Source organism: Flavobacterium sp. LK-23 (assembly GCF_058135255.1).
The window spans coordinates 513929-530974 of the sequence record NZ_JBYUVT010000001.1; the positions used below are offsets into that span (position 1 = coordinate 513929).

The 17046-nt window shown below is 34.2% G+C and carries 15 protein-coding genes; 12 read left to right on the top strand and 3 right to left on the bottom strand.

The window, feature by feature from the left end:
- Positions 1–66: 66 nt before the first annotated feature.
- The gene (locus AC3Y25_RS02180) at positions 67–618 is read right to left on the bottom strand and encodes a hypothetical protein (RefSeq protein WP_379794922.1); all 552 of its coding nucleotides are present in this window, start codon (positions 616–618) and stop codon (positions 67–69) included.
- A 117-nt stretch (positions 619–735) separates the two neighbouring features.
- On the opposite strand from AC3Y25_RS02180, the gene AC3Y25_RS02185 reads away from it, so the two are divergent.
- The 7 genes from AC3Y25_RS02185 to AC3Y25_RS02215 all read left to right on the top strand — a co-directional run bounded on the left by AC3Y25_RS02185 (position 736) and on the right by AC3Y25_RS02215 (position 11188).
- Positions 736–3510, top strand: coding sequence for a 2-oxoglutarate dehydrogenase E1 component (locus AC3Y25_RS02185; RefSeq protein WP_248729027.1), 2775 nt, complete (start codon positions 736–738; stop codon positions 3508–3510).
- A gap of 75 nt (positions 3511–3585) precedes the next feature.
- Positions 3586–4845 carry a 2-oxoglutarate dehydrogenase complex dihydrolipoyllysine-residue succinyltransferase gene (gene odhB / locus AC3Y25_RS02190; RefSeq protein WP_489901588.1) on the top strand — a complete coding sequence of 420 codons (1260 nt, stop codon included), beginning with the start codon at positions 3586–3588 and terminating at the stop codon, positions 4843–4845.
- Positions 4846–5063: 218 nt separating this feature from the next.
- Entirely contained in the window at positions 5064–7544 is a 2481-nt protein-coding gene (locus AC3Y25_RS02195) for a TonB-dependent siderophore receptor (RefSeq protein WP_489901589.1), read from the top strand.
- 60 nt (positions 7545–7604) lie between these two features.
- On the top strand, positions 7605–7937 hold the full coding sequence (locus AC3Y25_RS02200) for a hypothetical protein (protein WP_489901590.1): 333 nt from the start codon (positions 7605–7607) through the stop codon (positions 7935–7937).
- Between the two features lie 13 nt (positions 7938–7950).
- Positions 7951–8250 (top strand): hypothetical protein, encoded by a 300-nt coding sequence (locus tag AC3Y25_RS02205; protein ID WP_320494617.1) that lies wholly within the window; start codon positions 7951–7953, stop codon positions 8248–8250.
- A gap of 5 nt (positions 8251–8255) precedes the next feature.
- Positions 8256–9806 (top strand): PepSY-associated TM helix domain-containing protein, encoded by a 1551-nt coding sequence (locus AC3Y25_RS02210; protein WP_489901591.1) that lies wholly within the window; start codon positions 8256–8258, stop codon positions 9804–9806.
- Between the two features lie 269 nt (positions 9807–10075).
- Positions 10076–11188: a PepSY-associated TM helix domain-containing protein gene (locus tag AC3Y25_RS02215; RefSeq protein WP_489901592.1), complete on the top strand. Its 1113-nt coding sequence runs from the start codon at positions 10076–10078 to the stop codon at positions 11186–11188.
- A 57-nt stretch (positions 11189–11245) separates the two neighbouring features.
- Here AC3Y25_RS02215 and AC3Y25_RS02220 read toward each other — a convergent pair whose 3' ends face one another.
- Positions 11246–11593, bottom strand: a complete 348-nt coding sequence (locus tag AC3Y25_RS02220) for a toxin-antitoxin system YwqK family antitoxin (RefSeq protein WP_095929657.1) — start codon at positions 11591–11593, stop codon at positions 11246–11248.
- Positions 11594–11803: 210 nt separating this feature from the next.
- A complete protein-coding gene (locus tag AC3Y25_RS02225) occupies positions 11804–12799 on the bottom strand; it encodes a TlpA family protein disulfide reductase (RefSeq protein WP_489901593.1) in 996 nt (331 codons plus the stop codon).
- 157 nt (positions 12800–12956) lie between these two features.
- Here AC3Y25_RS02225 and aspS point away from each other — a divergent pair, with 157 nt between their 5' ends.
- From aspS to AC3Y25_RS02250, 5 genes are all read left to right on the top strand, one after another.
- Positions 12957–14708, top strand: coding sequence for an aspartate--tRNA ligase (aspS, locus tag AC3Y25_RS02230; protein ID WP_428239003.1), 1752 nt, complete (start codon positions 12957–12959; stop codon positions 14706–14708).
- Positions 14709–15016: 308 nt separating this feature from the next.
- The gene (locus AC3Y25_RS02235; protein ID WP_007137066.1) at positions 15017–15211 is read left to right on the top strand and encodes a cold-shock protein; all 195 of its coding nucleotides are present in this window, start codon (positions 15017–15019) and stop codon (positions 15209–15211) included.
- A 242-nt stretch (positions 15212–15453) separates the two neighbouring features.
- The gene (locus tag AC3Y25_RS02240; RefSeq protein ID WP_095929654.1) at positions 15454–15819 is read left to right on the top strand and encodes an NADH-quinone oxidoreductase subunit A; all 366 of its coding nucleotides are present in this window, start codon (positions 15454–15456) and stop codon (positions 15817–15819) included.
- A 149-nt stretch (positions 15820–15968) separates the two neighbouring features.
- Positions 15969–16517: an NADH-quinone oxidoreductase subunit B gene (locus AC3Y25_RS02245; RefSeq protein WP_095929653.1), complete on the top strand. Its 549-nt coding sequence runs from the start codon at positions 15969–15971 to the stop codon at positions 16515–16517.
- A gap of 1 nt (position 16518) precedes the next feature.
- Positions 16519–17040: an NADH-quinone oxidoreductase subunit C gene (locus AC3Y25_RS02250; RefSeq protein WP_095929652.1), complete on the top strand. Its 522-nt coding sequence runs from the start codon at positions 16519–16521 to the stop codon at positions 17038–17040.
- The last annotated feature ends 6 nt before the right edge of the window (positions 17041–17046 follow it).

Below are 17046 nucleotides of genomic sequence, written 5' to 3' on the forward strand. Positions count from 1 at the left end.
ATAAGTTTTCAAAATAAAAAAAGACCGATTCAAATTGAATCGGTCTTTTTTATTATATAAAGTACTTTAAAAATACACCCTCACAAAAGGCATAAATCCTGAACCGTAAAGACTTTTATTAGGATCGTATAAAACATCGTAACGCGCTCCAATTGTCACGTTTCCTGTTCTATAACCTGCTCCTAGATATAATGCGGTATTCCAATAAGAATCGGAAAAACCGGGATGATAATAATTTTCATCGTAGTCGGTATCGACCTTAACTTGTTCCAATTCTGCAGATAATTGAAGTTGCGGAATCGGGTTTACAAGTGTTATAAAACTTCCGCCGTAAACAAATGATTCGTAATAATTCTTTTGATATAAATAGCCAAACTGCAATCCAACTCCAAGGGCAACAATTTCGTTGACATTGTAAATGGCACTTGGCATTACAGAGACATTAGTGTATCCTGAGCCAAACCCAAGACCTAAACCACCTCCAAATTGAACTTTTTCCCAAAAATGGTTACTGTTGTCAATGACATATTTTTGTTGTGCAATACTATAACTTGAAAATAAGACGGCCAAAATCACAAAAAAATATTTGCAATCGATTGAAAATTGAATTTTATTCATAGTTAACGTTTATTTTAACAAATTTTTACGTAAAAGTACGTAAAAAAAAGATTTAAATAAATGTGATTGTTGTACTTTTGCCTTTCTATATAACAAAAAAGTATATTCACTCATATTATGGATAGGTTTTCATTTTTAAACGCAGCGCATACCGAGTTTTTTGCACAATTATACGATCAATATTTAGTTAACCCAGACAGCGTTGAGCCTAGCTGGAGAAGTTTTTTTCAAGGTTTTGACTTTGGACAAACAACTTATAACGACGAAAATCCAGTGCAAACGATCGTTGAGTACGTGACTAGCGACAACGCAGACTGTAGTTTGGTTTCAGAAAAACTGCAAAAAGAATTCAATGTACTAAAATTAATTGACGGATACCGTACGCGCGGGCATTTATTCACGAAAACAAATCCTGTTCGTGACCGTAGAACTTCATCTCCAACTTTGGATATTGAAAACTTCGGGTTAACAACAGCCGATCTTTCGACTGTTTTTGATGCTGCTCAAACCATCGGCATGGTGCCTTCTTCTTTGCAAGATATCGTAAATCGTCTTAAAGCTATTTACTGCCAGCATATCGGTATTGAATATATGTACATTAGAAATCCTGGTGTTGTAAAATGGATTCAGGACAAATTGGCTGTAAATGTTAATCAGCCAAATTTCTCTACAGAAGAAAAGAAAACAATCTTAAATAAATTAAACGAAGCTGTTTCTTTTGAGAACTTCCTTCATACTAAATATGTTGGACAAAAACGTTTCTCATTAGAAGGTGGAGAATCTATCATCCCAGCTTTAGATGCTTTAATCGAGCAAGCTGCTGAAAAAGGTGTTGAACAATTCGTAATGGGAATGGCTCACCGTGGTCGTTTGAACGTTTTGGCAAACATCTTCGGAAAATCTACTCAAGATATCTTTGGTGAGTTTGACGGTAAAGATTACGATCAAGAATATTTTGACGGTGACGTAAAATACCACTTAGGTCTTACTGCCGACAAAAAAACAAGATCAGGAAAAAGCATCAACATCAATTTAGCGCCAAACCCTTCTCACCTAGAAACTGTTGGAGCTGTAATTGAAGGTATCACAAGAGCTAAACAAGATAAATACTATGCTGACGATTTCTCTAAAGTATTGCCAATCGCAGTACACGGAGATGCTGCAATTGCAGGTCAAGGTATTTTATATGAAATCATTCAGATGGCCCAACTTGATGGTTACAAAACTGGAGGAACAATCCACATTGTAATTAACAACCAAGTTGGATTTACAACAAACTACTTAGACGCTCGTTCTTCTACTTATTGTACAGACGTTGCTAAAGTGACTCTTTCTCCAGTATTACACGTAAATGCTGATGATGCAGAGGCTGTTGTACACGCTGTATCTTTTGCATTAGACTACAGAATGCAATTTGGACGTGACGTATTTATTGACTTATTAGGATATAGAAAATACGGACACAACGAAGGTGACGAACCTCGTTTCACACAACCTGTTTTATACAAAATCATTGCTAAACATAAAAACCCAAGAGACATCTACGCAGATAAATTACTTTCTGACGGTGTAATCGATGCATCTTATGTTAATGCTTTAGAAAAACAATACAAATCTGCTTTAGAAGAAAACTTAGAAGCTTCACGTAAAAAAGACTTAACAATCATTACTCCATTCATGAAAAACGAATGGGACGGATTTGTTCAAGTAACAGATACACAAATGCTTCAAAAAGTTGACACTACTTTTGCCAAAGAAGGATTAGATTCTATCATTAAGACAATCTCAACTTTACCTGAAGACAAAAAGTTTATTAACAAAATCAGTAAAATTGTTACAGACAGAAAAGCTGGTTACGATAACAATACCATCGATTGGGGAACTGCAGAAGCACTAGCTTACGGTTCACTTTTAACAGAAGGATTCGACGTTCGTATTTCTGGTCAAGACGTTGAGCGTGGTACATTCTCTCACCGTCATGCTGTTGTAAAAGTAGAAGATTCTGAAGAAGAGGTAATCTTATTGAACGCTATTGAAAACAAAAAAGGAAACTTTGGTGTATTCAATTCACTTTTATCAGAATATGGTGTTTTAGGTTTTGATTATGGATATGCATTAGCAAACCCAAAAGCCTTAACAATCTGGGAAGCACAATTTGGAGATTTCTCTAACGGTGCTCAAATCATGATTGACCAATACATTTCTTGTGGTGAAGACAAATGGAACAACCAAAATGGTATCGTTTTATTATTGCCTCACGGATATGAAGGACAAGGTGCAGAACACTCTTCTGCAAGAATGGAGCGTTACTTACAGCTTTGCGCAAGACACAACATGTATGTTGCAGATTGTACAACGCCTGCTAACTTCTTCCACTTGTTAAGAAGACAAATGAAAACGAATTTCCGTAAACCATTGGTAGTTTTCTCTCCAAAAAGTTTATTGCGTGATCCAAGATGTGTATCTACAGTTGAAGAAATTGCAAACGGAAGTTTCCAAGAAACAATTGATGACAATACCGTAGACAAAAAAGGTGTAAAAACTTTAGTTTTTGTTACAGGTAAATTCTACTATGATATCGTAGCAGAAAGAGAAAACAACGGAAGAAATGATGTTGCAGTGGTTCGTATCGAACAATTATTCCCTTTCCCTGTAGATCAAATCAAAGAAATTATTGCACAATATCCAAATGCTGACGATTATGTTTGGGCGCAAGAAGAGCCTAAAAACATGGGAGCTTACAGCTTTATGTTAATGAACTTTGATCTTGTAAAATGGAGATTGGCTTCATTAAAAGCATATTCTGCTCCAGCATCTGGAAGCTACACACGTGCGAAACGTCGTCATGCAGATGCAATTAGAATGGTATTCGATAAAAATTTATTCAGATAATAAAAAAATGTTTCAAGTTTCAATCCCGATAGCTATCGGGATTGAAACCATAAAAACCTTAAACAAAGAAATAAGATGATTTTAGAAATGAAAGTCCCATCACCAGGGGAATCAATAAAAGAAGTTGAAATTGCAACTTGGTTAGTAAAAGACGGAGATTATGTAGAAAAAGATCAGGCGATTGCTGAAGTTGATTCAGATAAAGCTACTCTTGAATTACCTGCTGAAATGAGCGGTGTAATTACACTAAAAGCTGAAGAAGGTGATACAGTAGCTGTAGGTGCTGTAGTTTGTTTAATTGATACAGATGCTGCTAAACCAGCAGGTGGTGCAGCTCCAGCGGCGGAAGCTCCTAAAGCTGAGGCACCAAAAGCGGAAGCTCCAAAAGCGGAAGCTCCAAAGGCAGAAGCACCAAAAGCTGAGGCTCCGAAAGCGGCTCCGGCAGCAACAAGCTATGCAGCTGGAACTCCATCTCCGGCAGCGAGAAAAATATTAGACGAAAAAAATATTGCTCCAGCAACAGTTTCAGGAACTGGTAAAGGCGGAAGAATTACTAAAGATGATGCTGTAAATGCAGTACCATCTATGGGAACTCCAACTGGTGGAAGCCGTGGAACTGAGCGTACAAAATTATCTATGTTACGTCGTAAAGTAGCAGAAAGACTAGTTTCAGCTAAAAATGAAACAGCTATGCTTACTACTTTCAACGAAGTAAACATGACACCAATCAACCAAATTCGTAACGAATACAAAGATGCTTTCAAAGCAAAACATGGTGGTCTTGGTTTAGGTTTTATGTCATTCTTTACAAAAGCAGTTACAAGAGCTTTACAATTATATCCAGATGTTAACTCAATGATGGATGGTGATTACAAAATCGCTTATGATTTTGCTGACATCTCAATCGCAGTTTCAGGACCAAAAGGATTAATGGTTCCTGTTGTTCGTAATGCTGAATTATTGACTTTCCGTGGAATTGAAGCTGAAATCAAAAGATTAGCTTTAAGAGCTCGTGACGGTCAAATTACAGTTGACGATATGACTGGAGGAACTTTTACAATTACTAATGGTGGAGTTTTTGGAAGTATGTTATCTACTCCAATCATCAACCCTCCGCAATCAGGAATCTTAGGAATGCACAACATCATCGAGCGTCCGATTGCTGTAAACGGAAAAGTTGAAATTCACCCAATGATGTACGTTGCTCTTTCTTACGATCACAGAATCATCGACGGACGTGAGTCTGTTGGTTTCTTAGTTGCTGTAAAAGAGGCTTTAGAAAACCCAGTAGAATTATTAATGAATGGTGACGCTAAACGTGCTTTAGAGTTGTAATTTTTAAGTAATTTTCGACAATATAAAAACCTGTTCTTTCATTAGAACAGGTTTTTTTTTGCTTAAAATTAACTTAAGATTAGCTTAAGATGTTAATTTTTTGAATTAATGAAAATTTTAACCTTTAAAAACTATTTAATTTAGAATAAATAAGAATAACTTGTTTAGTTGCTATCCAACAATTAAATTTGCACTATCAAAATTAATTCTAAATAAAAATGAAATTAAAATTTACAGTTTCTTTTTTGAGTTTTTGTTTTGCTTTAATGACCAGCGTTTCAGCTTTGGCTCAAGAAAAAGCAACTATTAAAGGTCAAATTAGCTTAACAAATAATCAAGCTGCAGATAATGTGTCTGTCACATTGAAAGGAACAAAAATAGGAACTAGCACAGACGCCAACGGTTTCTATGAAATTAAAAATATTAAACCAGGTAACTATGTGATAAAAGTTTCTGGAATTGGTTATTCTTCTAAAGAAAAAAGCGTTAGCCTTAATGGCGGCGATTCAATTATTGAGGATTTTAGAATTAGTGAAAACTCTCAAGAATTAAATGAAATTGTTGTAAACGGAAACAGAAAAAATCCGCTAGCTCGTAAAGAAACACAACAAGTATCAAGATTACCTCTTAAAAATCTTGAAAACCCACAAGTTTATACTACAATTACTGCTGAGTTATTAAAAGAACAAGTAGTTACCAATCTTGACGATGCGCTTAAAAATGCTCCAGGATTAACACCTCTTTGGGCTTCTACAGGTCGTGGAGGTGATGGTGCAGGTTACTTCTCTTTAAGAGGATTTGCTGTACAGCCAACAATGACTAATGGATTGCCAGGATTAACAAACGGAGGTTTAGACCCTGCTAACATAGATAAAATTGAAGTAATTAAAGGTCCTTCTGGTACTTTATTCGGAAGCAGTTTAATCTCTTATGGAGGTTTAATTAACTTAACTACAAAAAAACCTTATGATCGTTTTGGAGGAGAAGTTAGCTATACTGCTGGAAGCAATGGTTTAAACAGAGTAACGGCAGATGTTAATACTCCTGTAGACGAGGAACACAGAATTAATTTCCGCGTAAATACTGCTTATCATACAGAAAACAGTTTCCAAGATGCTGGATTTAAAAAATCGTTCTTTTTTGCTCCATCATTATCTTACCAAGTTAATGATAAACTTTCGTTTTTCGTTAATACAGAATTCATGAACAACAAACAGACAAACGCTACTATGTTATTTTTAGACAGAGCAGCTCCGTTAAGGGTTCACAATATGAATGAATTAGGTTACGACAACAAACGTTCTTACACTAGTAATGAATTGGCAATCGAAACTCCTTCATACAATTTGCAAGGTCAAATGATGTACAAATTCAACGACCAATGGACTTCACAAACTGTAGTTTCAAGAGGTTCTTCTTCATCTAATGGATACTATAGCTATTTATACGAAGGAACTCAGTACGCTCCAGCTGAAATAAGCGAAGGAATTGTTTTAGGACGTTCTATGAATTATCAAAATTCTACAACTCTAACAACAGATATTCAACAAAATTTTATTGGAGACTTTAAAATAGGAAGTCTAAGAAACCGTCTTGTTGTTGGTTTGGACTACTTCAATAGAGGCATGGTTGACAATAGCTCTAATTACGTAAGAAATGGTAATATCTATATTGGTAATCTAGATGTTGCCACTGTGAATCAATATCTTTATAACATCACAGATCCTACTAAATACATCACTAATGGAGATAATGGAAACTTAACTAAAGCTGGAACTGATGCTCTTATTGCAAGTGCTGGAATTAGTATGAACAAAACAAAACAAGAAGTTTACAGCGCCTACTTTTCTGATGTAATCAATTTTACACCTGCTTTATCAGCAATGGCAAGTTTACGTGTTGACCGTTTTGTAACTGCTGGTGATGTATCAACAAGTGCAGATGACTTTAATCAAACTGCATTTTCTCCTAAATTTGGTATCGTTTATCAGCCAATTATAGATAAAGTTTCGCTTTTTGCAAACTATATGGATGGTTTTGCTAATTCTGCTCCAGTAACAGAAATTTTAGGTGATGGGACTACTCGCCCAAGAACTTTCAAACCAGAACACGCTAACCAATTTGAAATTGGTACAAAATTAAACGTGTTTAAAGATAAACTTTACGCGACATTCAGCTACTATGACATTCAGGTAAAAGACCAAGTTTATGTAGTTTATACGGCTACATCTCAAACACCTTATCAAGATGGGGCACAAAGAAATAAAGGTTTTGAAGCAGAATTTGTTGCAAACCCTATTGATGGTTTAAACATCGTAGCAGGTTACAGCTATGTTGATGCTGTCTTAAAGGCTGGAGATCCTTCTTTTGTAGGACGTAGACCAGAGAGTTCAGGACCAAGAAACTTAGCAAATCTTTGGGCAAGTTATAAATTCCCAGAAGGAGATTTAAAAGGTTTTGGTTTAGGATTTGGAGGAAACTATGCTGACAAAAACTTAATCATGAACAGAAATGGTGTTGGTCAATTTACAATACCTTCTTATACTGTTTTAAATTCTTCTATTTTCTACGGAACAGAAAAATACACATTGACATTAAAATTAGACAATATTGCTAATGTTGATACATATGATGGTTGGTCAACAATTCATCCAAGAAACATGAGAACTGTAGCAGCGAACTTCTCATACAGATTCTAATATAAAACAGCAAAAACACCTTTCTTTTATGAGAAAGGTGTTTTTTAAATTTTAAAGATTATGATTACAACTGCCAGTCTTATCGTTTTTTTAGCTTTTTACACTCTTTATTATACTTCAAAAAGAGCTGTATTGTCTTATGATTTAGGTTTTGAAAAATGGATGCAGAAAAATCCAAAGCAAACTAAAATCATTGGCTTAATGCTTTTGTTATCTGCTTACATGATGTGGCTTTTTACGCAATCATTAGGTTGTGGCACTTTGATGTTTTTTATTCAGCTCATGACAGTTGGAAGTTTAATCATTATCCTTGCACCACTAAAAAAAATAAACAGTAAGTTACTTTTGGCATTACTGGTTTTTATTGCACTAACAGAATTCTACTACCAGTAATCATTATCAAATTATGCCAGCAAATTCAAAATATCTAAATCCCTCTTTTTGGCCACGCTTTTCCAAAATTACCGCCGCAATTTTAGGAGGATACTTTGTTTCTGTTACTTTTCATTTGGCTTTAGCTTCTTGGTTTAACCGTGCCAATGTATTAATCACAATGGCCTTTAGCGGTTTTATTCTATGGGTCGCTTTAATGATCATTGCATTTTTAGCCAAAAGTGGTTGGAAAATATGGGGAATTTACATCTTGCTTTCGTTACTTTTTTGTCTTTTTATCTATTTGGGTCAAACCTATAATACGGCACAATAATATTTATGAATAACCGTCATTACAATATCTATTTTCACACACATACTGTCAGCGGAATCGTGATCAGTGTAGTTCTTTTTGTAATTTTCTTCGCTGGATCTTTTTCTTTTTTTAGAGATGAAATCATCAATTGGGAAAGAAGTGAATCTACAGCAATCACAAGAGAAATTCAATTAGATTACAATAACGCATTGCAGCATCTGGACAAAAAATATGTTTTGCACGGAAGAAATATCACGATTTCAAAACCTTCAGTAGAAAATCGAGTTGCGGTCTATATGGAAGGAACCAAAGATACCTTGGCTCCAAAAAAACAGCAAGCAGGAGAGTTTTTTTATTTAGACAACAAAAATTACAAAAGCTATACTTATGAAGAATCGTATTCATTAGGTGAGCTTTTATACCGTCTGCACTTTCTGGCACAAATTCCATATCCTATAGGATACTATTTATCTGGATTTACAGCTTTGTTTTTTTTATTCGCAATCATAACAGGAGTTTTATTGCATTGGAATAAAATTGTTTCTAACTTTTACATGTTTCGTCCGAAAGAAAAATTAAAAACACTTTGGACAGATGCACATACCGCTTTAGGAATGATTGGGTTGCCATTTCAATTTGTATATGCAGTTACAGGTGCATTTTTTATGATTAAACTTTTAATTGTAGCACCAGCAGTAATGGCTTTATACAAAGGAGACCAAGATAAACTATATAAGGAACTGGAATATACAGATCCCGATTATAAATTTGAAAATAAAAAACTGGCTAATCCATTTAATATTAATGAGCTGGTTGCCAAAACCAAAAAGAATTGGGCCGATTTTGAAATTACCCGTGTTTTTATCCAAAATTATGGAGATGCCAATATGCATGTTTTAGTAGAAGGCGAACTTTTAAGCCATAAAAAGTTTACTGGAATTGGAAAAGTAGTTTACAGAGTTGCCGACGGAAAAGAAATTGCCAAAAAAGACCCAATTGCACAAACCAGTTATTTGGATGTTGTAAAAAATGTTTTGTATAGAATACATTTTGGCGATTATGGCGGATATGCTTTAAAAATTGTAAGCTTCATTTTAGGAATTATAACCTGTTTTGTCATTATTTCTGGAGTTATGATTTGGCTTGTTGCTCGACAAAAAAACAATATGCCAGAAAAGAAAAGACGTTTCAATAACGCCGTTGTTCGCATTTATCTGGCAATCTGCTTGAGTATGTATCCAATTACAGCACTAGCTTTTATAGGAAGCAAAATTTTCTATCCGTTAAGTCAGTCAAATTTGTATGCACTTTATTTTGGAGGCTGGCTATTGCTAACCATCTTCTTTATTATTAAAAAGAATGATGCTTTTACCAACAAATTCTGTCTGATTTCAGGAAGTATTTTAGGATTCTTAATTCCAATTACCAACGGAATTGTTTCTGGAAATTGGTTTTGGACTTCATTTATGGAAAACAAATTTCAGATTTTCTTTATTGACGTTTTCTGGATTTTCCTAGCTGGAATTTCATTATACACCGCTTATCATTTAAAGTCTAAAAAAGTCGTTTCTTAAATGATTTTTGCCACAAAGGCGCGAAGACGCTAAGTTTTTGTTTCACGCAGATTCTGCAGATTTAGCAGATTTTTTTTAATATTATTTTATCCATAAAATCTGTGGGAGAAAATCTTTTCAATTTTTTTAATCTGTGGCTTTAAAATAAAAACTTAGCGCTTTGAGAAATCAATTCTTTGTAAGCACAAACTCACACTTGTAAACAAAATACTTTAGAATAATTTGTCTCATATCGATTTTGCGTATACTTTTACGCTTTTAATCAAAAGATGGGATTCAAAACCAAAATACGTTTTATACACAAATGGCTCGGATTAATTTCTGGGCTTATTGTTTTTATAGTTTGTATTACGGGCTGCATTTTTTGTTTTCACGACGAAATAAAAGACATTACAAGAAAAGAATGGCGTTTGGTTGAACCTCAAAACAAACCTTTTCTATTACCATCTCAATTACAGAAAAAAGCACAAGAAGTTATTCCGGCAAACAAGATCAGTATGATTGCTTATTACGGAAAAAACAGATCGGCAATTGTTTATACCTATTCGGATACAGAGAATTTATATCTCTATTTTAATCCCTATACAGGCAAATATTTAAAAACAGAAAATCCAAAAACCGATTTCTTTATTATTGTAGAATACATTCATTTGTACCTTCTCCTACCCGATTATATTGGAAAACATATTATTGGTGGCGCAACCATAATTTTTATTCTATTATTAATTTCGGGAATTATACAATGGTGGCCGAAACGAAAAAGTGACATTAAAAGAAGTTTCACCATTAAATGGAATGCAAAATGGCGACGAGTAAATTACGATTGGCATAATACTACCGGTTTTTACATTTCATTAATTGCCTTAATTCTTGCTATAACCGGACTTACTTTTACTTACGAATGGGTTGGCGACGGAATTTATAAATCTTTCAATTTTGGTGGAGACAAAGAAACCGAAACCAAAGTGCCGATAATAGACACAACCACTTTCAAAGCAAATTCAGTTACTGCAATTGACAAAGCATTTACTCAAACCTTAAGATTACAGCCAAAAGCAGAAATGTTCTTTTTAATGATTCCGCAACAAAAAGGCGATATTGTGAGTACAGGCGCCTATCCGCATACCTTACGTTACGATCAGCAGAGCAATTATTATTTTCATCCGTCAAGCGGAAAATTGATTCAAAGCCAGACATTTGATAAAAAGACTTTAGGATTACAGGTTGTAGAAATGAATTACGGAATACATACAGGGCAAGTTCTAGATCTTCCAGGAAAAATTATAGCTTTTACCGTGAGCTTAATTGCCGCCATACTTCCTATCACTGGATTTATAATTTGGTTTGGAAGAAACAAGAAATCTAAAAAAGTAAAAGCATAAAAAAACCGTCCCGAAGTATCGGGACGGTTTTTTTATAATTGGACTGAAATTATGTGATTAATTTCTGTTTGCTAAAGCATTTTTCTGTAAATTTTTAACCGAACTTACTTTGTTGTCAACATAGGCTACTTCTTTCAAGCTGTCTTCATTAAAGTAAATCCATTTGCCAGTTTTAACTCCGTCTGCGTATTCTCCAACGGCTTTTTTGTTTCCATTTTCGTCATAAGATACCCAAACACCGTCTAATTTACCGTCTTTAAAAAAGCCTTCTTGCTGCACTTTACCACTTTCATAGTAATACGTTGCTTTTACCTTGTTTCCAGCAGCTTCTAATTCAGGCTTTCCTTCTTGTGCAACTACAATTCCAGAGAACAATATTGCAGCTAAAATTACACTCTTTTTCATATCTTTAGGTATTAATGTTAAGAAATCTTTATCAAATATAGTTAATAGTTTACATTAAAAAAACTTTTACTTAACAATTTGGTAACATTGATTAAAAACTTAACATTGGAAAAATAGTCCTAATAAAAAAACCAGCGCTCAGGCACTGGTTTTACTGGTGTTTTAGAAATATTTAAACTTTACGATAACGTTGTAAATTTCATAAATAAATTAGTTCAATAATGCTGTAAGTTGTTTATCCAATTCTGGGTCTGAAGGTCTCGCCGCATCATATTTTACAATATTACCACTTGGATCTAGCAGAATAAATCTTGGAATTCCAGTTACATTATAATTAACTATAAACTCAGATTCCCAATCTTTATCAGCTAAAAGCTGTGTGCCTCCAAGACTTTTATCGGCAACAAATTTTCTCCATTTGTCGCTGTCTTTCAATTTATCAATAGAGATACTCACAAACTCGATATTTTTTCCATGATACTTTTCTTCAAGCTTTTTTAAATATGGAATCTCAGCTCTACAAGGTGCGCACCAAATTGCCCACAAATCAATGTAAACATATTTCCCTTTAAAATCAGAAAGTTTGGTTTTTCCTCCTTTATAATTTTCATAATCAAAACTCGGAGAAGCTTTTCCTATAAATTTATTTGATTTTAAAACTCTCTCATAATCTTGCGCTACATATTGGTGGAAACTTTCAAAACTGCGCTTTAAGGCAGTTTTAAACTCGGCCGGAAAATCACTCTTCTCTATTTTTTCTGTATCCGATTTCAATTTGCCATCCAGTAAAGCAGTAAATTCATTCGGTTCTTTCGTAAAAGCCTCTTTAGTAAAGTTTTCATCATTTAAAGCCTGTTGCGCTAAAAAGTTACTTTCCTCCACTCCTTTACCTTTATACACAATCGTTTCATCAAATTCTTGCGCATTTAGTGTTAAATTGACTTCAGAATTTGGTTTTAAATACAAATTAGAAGATTCCTTCCCATCATACAACACATAAAATCCTTGAGGAGCATCAAAAGCGGTTGCAAAAACTCCTTTTTTATCAATCGGGATTACTTTCTCAAAATTATCTCTTCCTTTAATTATTAAAGTATCACTATTTCTATTGGCAATTGTAGCCGTAAATTTGATAGAATTTGTGCCTTGGGCGACAATGTTTAAAGTATTAAAAATTACTAAACCTGCAACAAAAAGTTTTTTCATAGGTATGTCAATTAGTTTTTAGATAATCAAAACTAAAGAAATTAAAGCTTCCACTTTTTGGAATTAACAAAATATTTAAAATTATTCTGCATCAACTTATCACTTTACTATATTATCTTGAATTTTGTATTTACTTTTGCAGTCTAAAATTTTGATTATGTATAGAAGTCATAATTGTGGCGAATTAAACGCTTCAAATATTAATACCGAAGTTACACTTGCGGGCTGGGTTCAAAAATCACGTGATAAAGGATTTATGAATTGGGTCGATTTACGTGACCGCTACGGAATTACACAACTTATTTTTGACGAAAGTCGTACTAATAAAACTGTTTTTGAATTGGCAAAAACACTTGGACGTGAATTTGTAATTCAGGTAAAAGGAACTGTTATTGAACGTGAAGCTAAAAACAAAAACATCCCAACTGGTGAAATTGAAATTTTAGTTTCAGAATTAACGATTTTAAATAGTGCACTTACTCCTCCTTTTACAATTGAAGATGAAACTGATGGTGGAGAAGATATCAGAATGAAATACCGTTACTTGGACATCAGAAGAAATCCAGTAAAAAATAGTTTATTATTCCGTCACAAAGTGGCAATGGAAGTTCGTAAATATTTATCTGATTTGGATTTCTGCGAAGTGGAGACTCCATATTTAATCAAATCGACTCCAGAAGGAGCGAGAGATTTTGTTGTGCCAAGCCGTATGAACGAAGGTCAGTTTTACGCTTTACCGCAATCTCCGCAAACTTTCAAACAGTTATTGATGGTAGGTGGAATGGATAAATATTTCCAAATCGTGAAATGTTTCCGTGACGAAGATTTACGTGCAGACCGTCAGCCAGAGTTTACTCAGATTGACTGCGAAATGGCATTTGTAGAGCAAGAAGATATTTTGAATATTTTCGAAGGATTGACAAGACATTTATTAAAAGAAATTAAAGGTATTGAAGTAGACAAATTCCCAAGAATTACCTACGACTATGCTATGAAAACATATGGAAATGACAAACCGGACATCCGTTTCGGAATGAAGTTTGGAGAATTGAACGAATTTGCACAACACAAAGAATTCCCTGTATTTAATGCAGCTGAATTAGTTGTCGGGATTGCTGTTCCTGGAGCTGGAAATTACACTCGTAAAGAAATTGACGGATTAATTGACTGGGTTAAACGTCCGCAAGTTGGTGCATCTGGAATGGTTTACGTAAAATGTAACGAAGACGGAACCTACAAATCATCTGTAGATAAATTCTATGATCAAGACGATTTAACAAACTGGGCAAAAGCAACAGAAGCAAATCCTGGAGATATGATTTTTGTTCTTTCTGGTCCAGCAAACAAAACACGTGCCCAGCTTTCTGCTTTACGTATGGAATTAGCAACTCGTTTAGGCTTACGTAATCCTGAAGAATTTGCTCCATTATGGGTGGTAGATTTCCCATTATTAGAGTTAGACGAAGAAAGCGGTCGCTACCATGCAATGCACCATCCATTTACTTCTCCAAAACCAGAAGATATGGCTTTACTAGAAACAGAACCTGGAAAAGTTCGTGCAAACGCTTATGATATGGTTTTAAACGGAAATGAAATTGGAGGTGGATCTATTCGTATTCACGATAAAGCGACACAACAATTAATGTTCAAATATTTAGGATTTACTGAAGAAGAAGCAAAAGCACAATTCGGTTTCTTAATGGATGCTTTCCAATTTGGAGCACCACCTCACGGAGGACTTGCTTTTGGTCTTGACAGACTTGTGGCAATTCTTGGAGGTCAGGAAACAATTAGAGATTTCATCGCTTTCCCTAAAAACAATTCAGGACGCGATGTAATGATCGATGCTCCTGCTGCAATTGACGACGCACAATTAAAAGAACTTCGAATTAAAGTAGATATTGCTTAATTTGAAGTAAATTATTCATAAAAAAACAAAAAGCCGCTGAAATTTCAGCGGCTTTTTTAATTTAACGAAATACTAAGAAAAATCTTAAATGCTATTTTTTGTGAATTATCATATTCCTACAAACGTAATGTTTTTATATTCCTACAATTAATGATTCGCAAATTATGGTATTTTATAAACAATTTGACGCAATAAACCGCGTAAAAACACTGTAAATCAATAATTTTTACAAAAAATTAACACGTATATGTCTTTTGTATGATTTTAAATATTACATTTGTTTATTATAAATTATTATTACATTACAAATGCGTACAGGTACAGTAAAATTTTTCAATGAATCTAAAGGTTATGGATTCATTACAGACGAAGAAACAGGAAAGGACATCTTCGTTCACGCTTCAGGAATTAACGCGGAAGAATTACGCGAAGGTGACCGTGTAAGCTACGAAGAAGAAGAAGGAAGAAAAGGGAAAGTTGCTGCTAAAGTAGCAGTAATCTAAGAAAAATATAGCAATTATTTTTTTTGCCTCTGAATGGTCTCAGAAGACGTCCCGAAGTATCGGGACGTTTTTTTTTTACCCATTTCTTAAAAAAATATTAAAATAACGCAATGTTATTTATAATGAATAAAAATTAGACATAAACGCGGTTTACTACCCTACTTAAATCCTTTTTTAGCTTGTGTTTTACAGAGTTCCAAGTTATCTTTGTGGCTCATTTTTTAAGTAAAAAATCGAAGTTTATGCAATCTGATCAATACAGTTACATTCCTATTTTAATGCAGTTTATTCTAGCTGTTGGTTTTGTGGTAGGAACAATCATTATTTCTGGAAAATTAGGACCAAGAAGAACCTCTGAAGTTAAAGATAAAAACTTCGAGTGTGGTATCGAATCTGTTGGTAACGCCCGTATTCCATTTTCTGTAAAATACTTCTTAGTTGCCATTTTGTTCGTATTATTCGACGTAGAGGTTATTTTCCTTTATCCTTGGGCAGTAAACTTTAAAGACTTAGGAATTGAAGGAATGCTAAAAATGTTAGTTTTCATGTCTTTGCTTTTAGTTGGTTTCTTTTACATCATCAAGAAGAAAGCATTAGAGTGGGAATAATAATTTTAGATTTTAGATCTGAGATTTTAGATTTATCTAATATTGAGATTTAAAATTTGAATTCAAATTTAAAGTACTGATTTAAAAAATTGATTTTACCTTTTACGATTTCAAAAATCTAAAACCTAAAATCAGAAATCTAAAATAAAATGAGCGATTCAAAAGTAAATATGGTTGCGCCGCCAGAAGGAGTTACTGGTGAAGGTTTCTTCGCTACAAAACTTAGTGATGTTGTTGGTTTAGCAAGAGCTAACTCATTATGGCCGCTTCCTTTCGCGACTTCATGCTGTGGTATCGAATTCATGGCAACAATGGCATCTCACTATGACTTAGCTCGATTTGGTTCTGAGCGTGTGAGTTTCTCGCCAAGACAAGCCGATATGTTATTAGTTATGGGAACTATTTCTAAAAAAATGGCCCCAATTTTAAGACAAGTATACGAACAAATGGCAGAACCTCGCTGGGTTATTGCTGTTGGAGCATGCGCTTCGTCAGGAGGAGTATTTGACACTTACTCTGTTCTTCAAGGAATTGACAAAGTAATTCCTGTTGATGTTTATGTGCCAGGATGCCCGCCAAGACCAGAACAAATTGTTGATGGAGTTATGAGACTTCAAGACCTGGTAAAAAGTGAATCTGTGAGACGAAGAAGCTCACCAGAATACCAAGAATTATTAGCTTCATATAATATCTCATAAGATGGCTTTAGAAAACACCCTGATCCAAGATAAACTTACTGAAACATTTAATAACGATGTTTTCAATTTTCAGCAAGAAAGAGATATTTTTTCTTTAGAAGCTTCGGCTGATAAAATTACGCCCCTGATTCTATTCCTTAAAAATGATCCTGAATTACGTTTTCACTTCTTAACAGATTTGTGCGGAATTCATTATCCAGATAACGAAACAGAACGCCAGTTTGCAGTTGTTTATCATTTACACAACTGGTACGAAAACAAAAGATTAAAAATCAAAGTTTTCTTAAACGGCGAAAAACCAGAAATTAAATCGGTTTCAAACATTTTCTTGTCTTCTAACTGGATGGAAAGAGAAACTTTCGATTTTTACGGAATCGACTTTATAGGACATCCTCAATTGAAACGTATTTTAAATATGGATGAAATGTTGTCTCACCCAATGAGAAAAGAATTCCCATTGGAAGACAGCGGAAGAACAGATAAGGATGACCGATTCTTTGGAAGAACAACAACAAATTGCTAAAAAATA

Coding starts and splice junctions, on each gene's coding strand:
- AC3Y25_RS02235 (WP_007137066.1), top strand. CDS start 15,017: ATGCGTACAGGTACAGTAAAATTTTTCAATGAATCTAAAGGTTATGGA.
- AC3Y25_RS02225 (WP_489901593.1), bottom strand. CDS start 12,799: ATGAAAAAACTTTTTGTTGCAGGTTTAGTAATTTTTAATACTTTAAAC.
- AC3Y25_RS02210 (WP_489901591.1), top strand. CDS start 8,256: ATGAATAACCGTCATTACAATATCTATTTTCACACACATACTGTCAGC.
- odhB (WP_489901588.1), top strand. CDS start 3,586: ATGATTTTAGAAATGAAAGTCCCATCACCAGGGGAATCAATAAAAGAA.
- AC3Y25_RS02185 (WP_248729027.1), top strand. CDS start 736: ATGGATAGGTTTTCATTTTTAAACGCAGCGCATACCGAGTTTTTTGCA.
- AC3Y25_RS02200 (WP_489901590.1), top strand. CDS start 7,605: ATGATTACAACTGCCAGTCTTATCGTTTTTTTAGCTTTTTACACTCTT.
- AC3Y25_RS02205 (WP_320494617.1), top strand. CDS start 7,951: ATGCCAGCAAATTCAAAATATCTAAATCCCTCTTTTTGGCCACGCTTT.
- AC3Y25_RS02220 (WP_095929657.1), bottom strand. CDS start 11,593: ATGAAAAAGAGTGTAATTTTAGCTGCAATATTGTTCTCTGGAATTGTA.
- AC3Y25_RS02180 (WP_379794922.1), bottom strand. CDS start 618: ATGAATAAAATTCAATTTTCAATCGATTGCAAATATTTTTTTGTGATT.
- AC3Y25_RS02195 (WP_489901589.1), top strand. CDS start 5,064: ATGAAATTAAAATTTACAGTTTCTTTTTTGAGTTTTTGTTTTGCTTTA.
- AC3Y25_RS02215 (WP_489901592.1), top strand. CDS start 10,076: ATGGGATTCAAAACCAAAATACGTTTTATACACAAATGGCTCGGATTA.
- AC3Y25_RS02240 (WP_095929654.1), top strand. CDS start 15,454: ATGCAATCTGATCAATACAGTTACATTCCTATTTTAATGCAGTTTATT.
- aspS (WP_428239003.1), top strand. CDS start 12,957: ATGTATAGAAGTCATAATTGTGGCGAATTAAACGCTTCAAATATTAAT.
- AC3Y25_RS02250 (WP_095929652.1), top strand. CDS start 16,519: ATGGCTTTAGAAAACACCCTGATCCAAGATAAACTTACTGAAACATTT.
- AC3Y25_RS02245 (WP_095929653.1), top strand. CDS start 15,969: ATGAGCGATTCAAAAGTAAATATGGTTGCGCCGCCAGAAGGAGTTACT.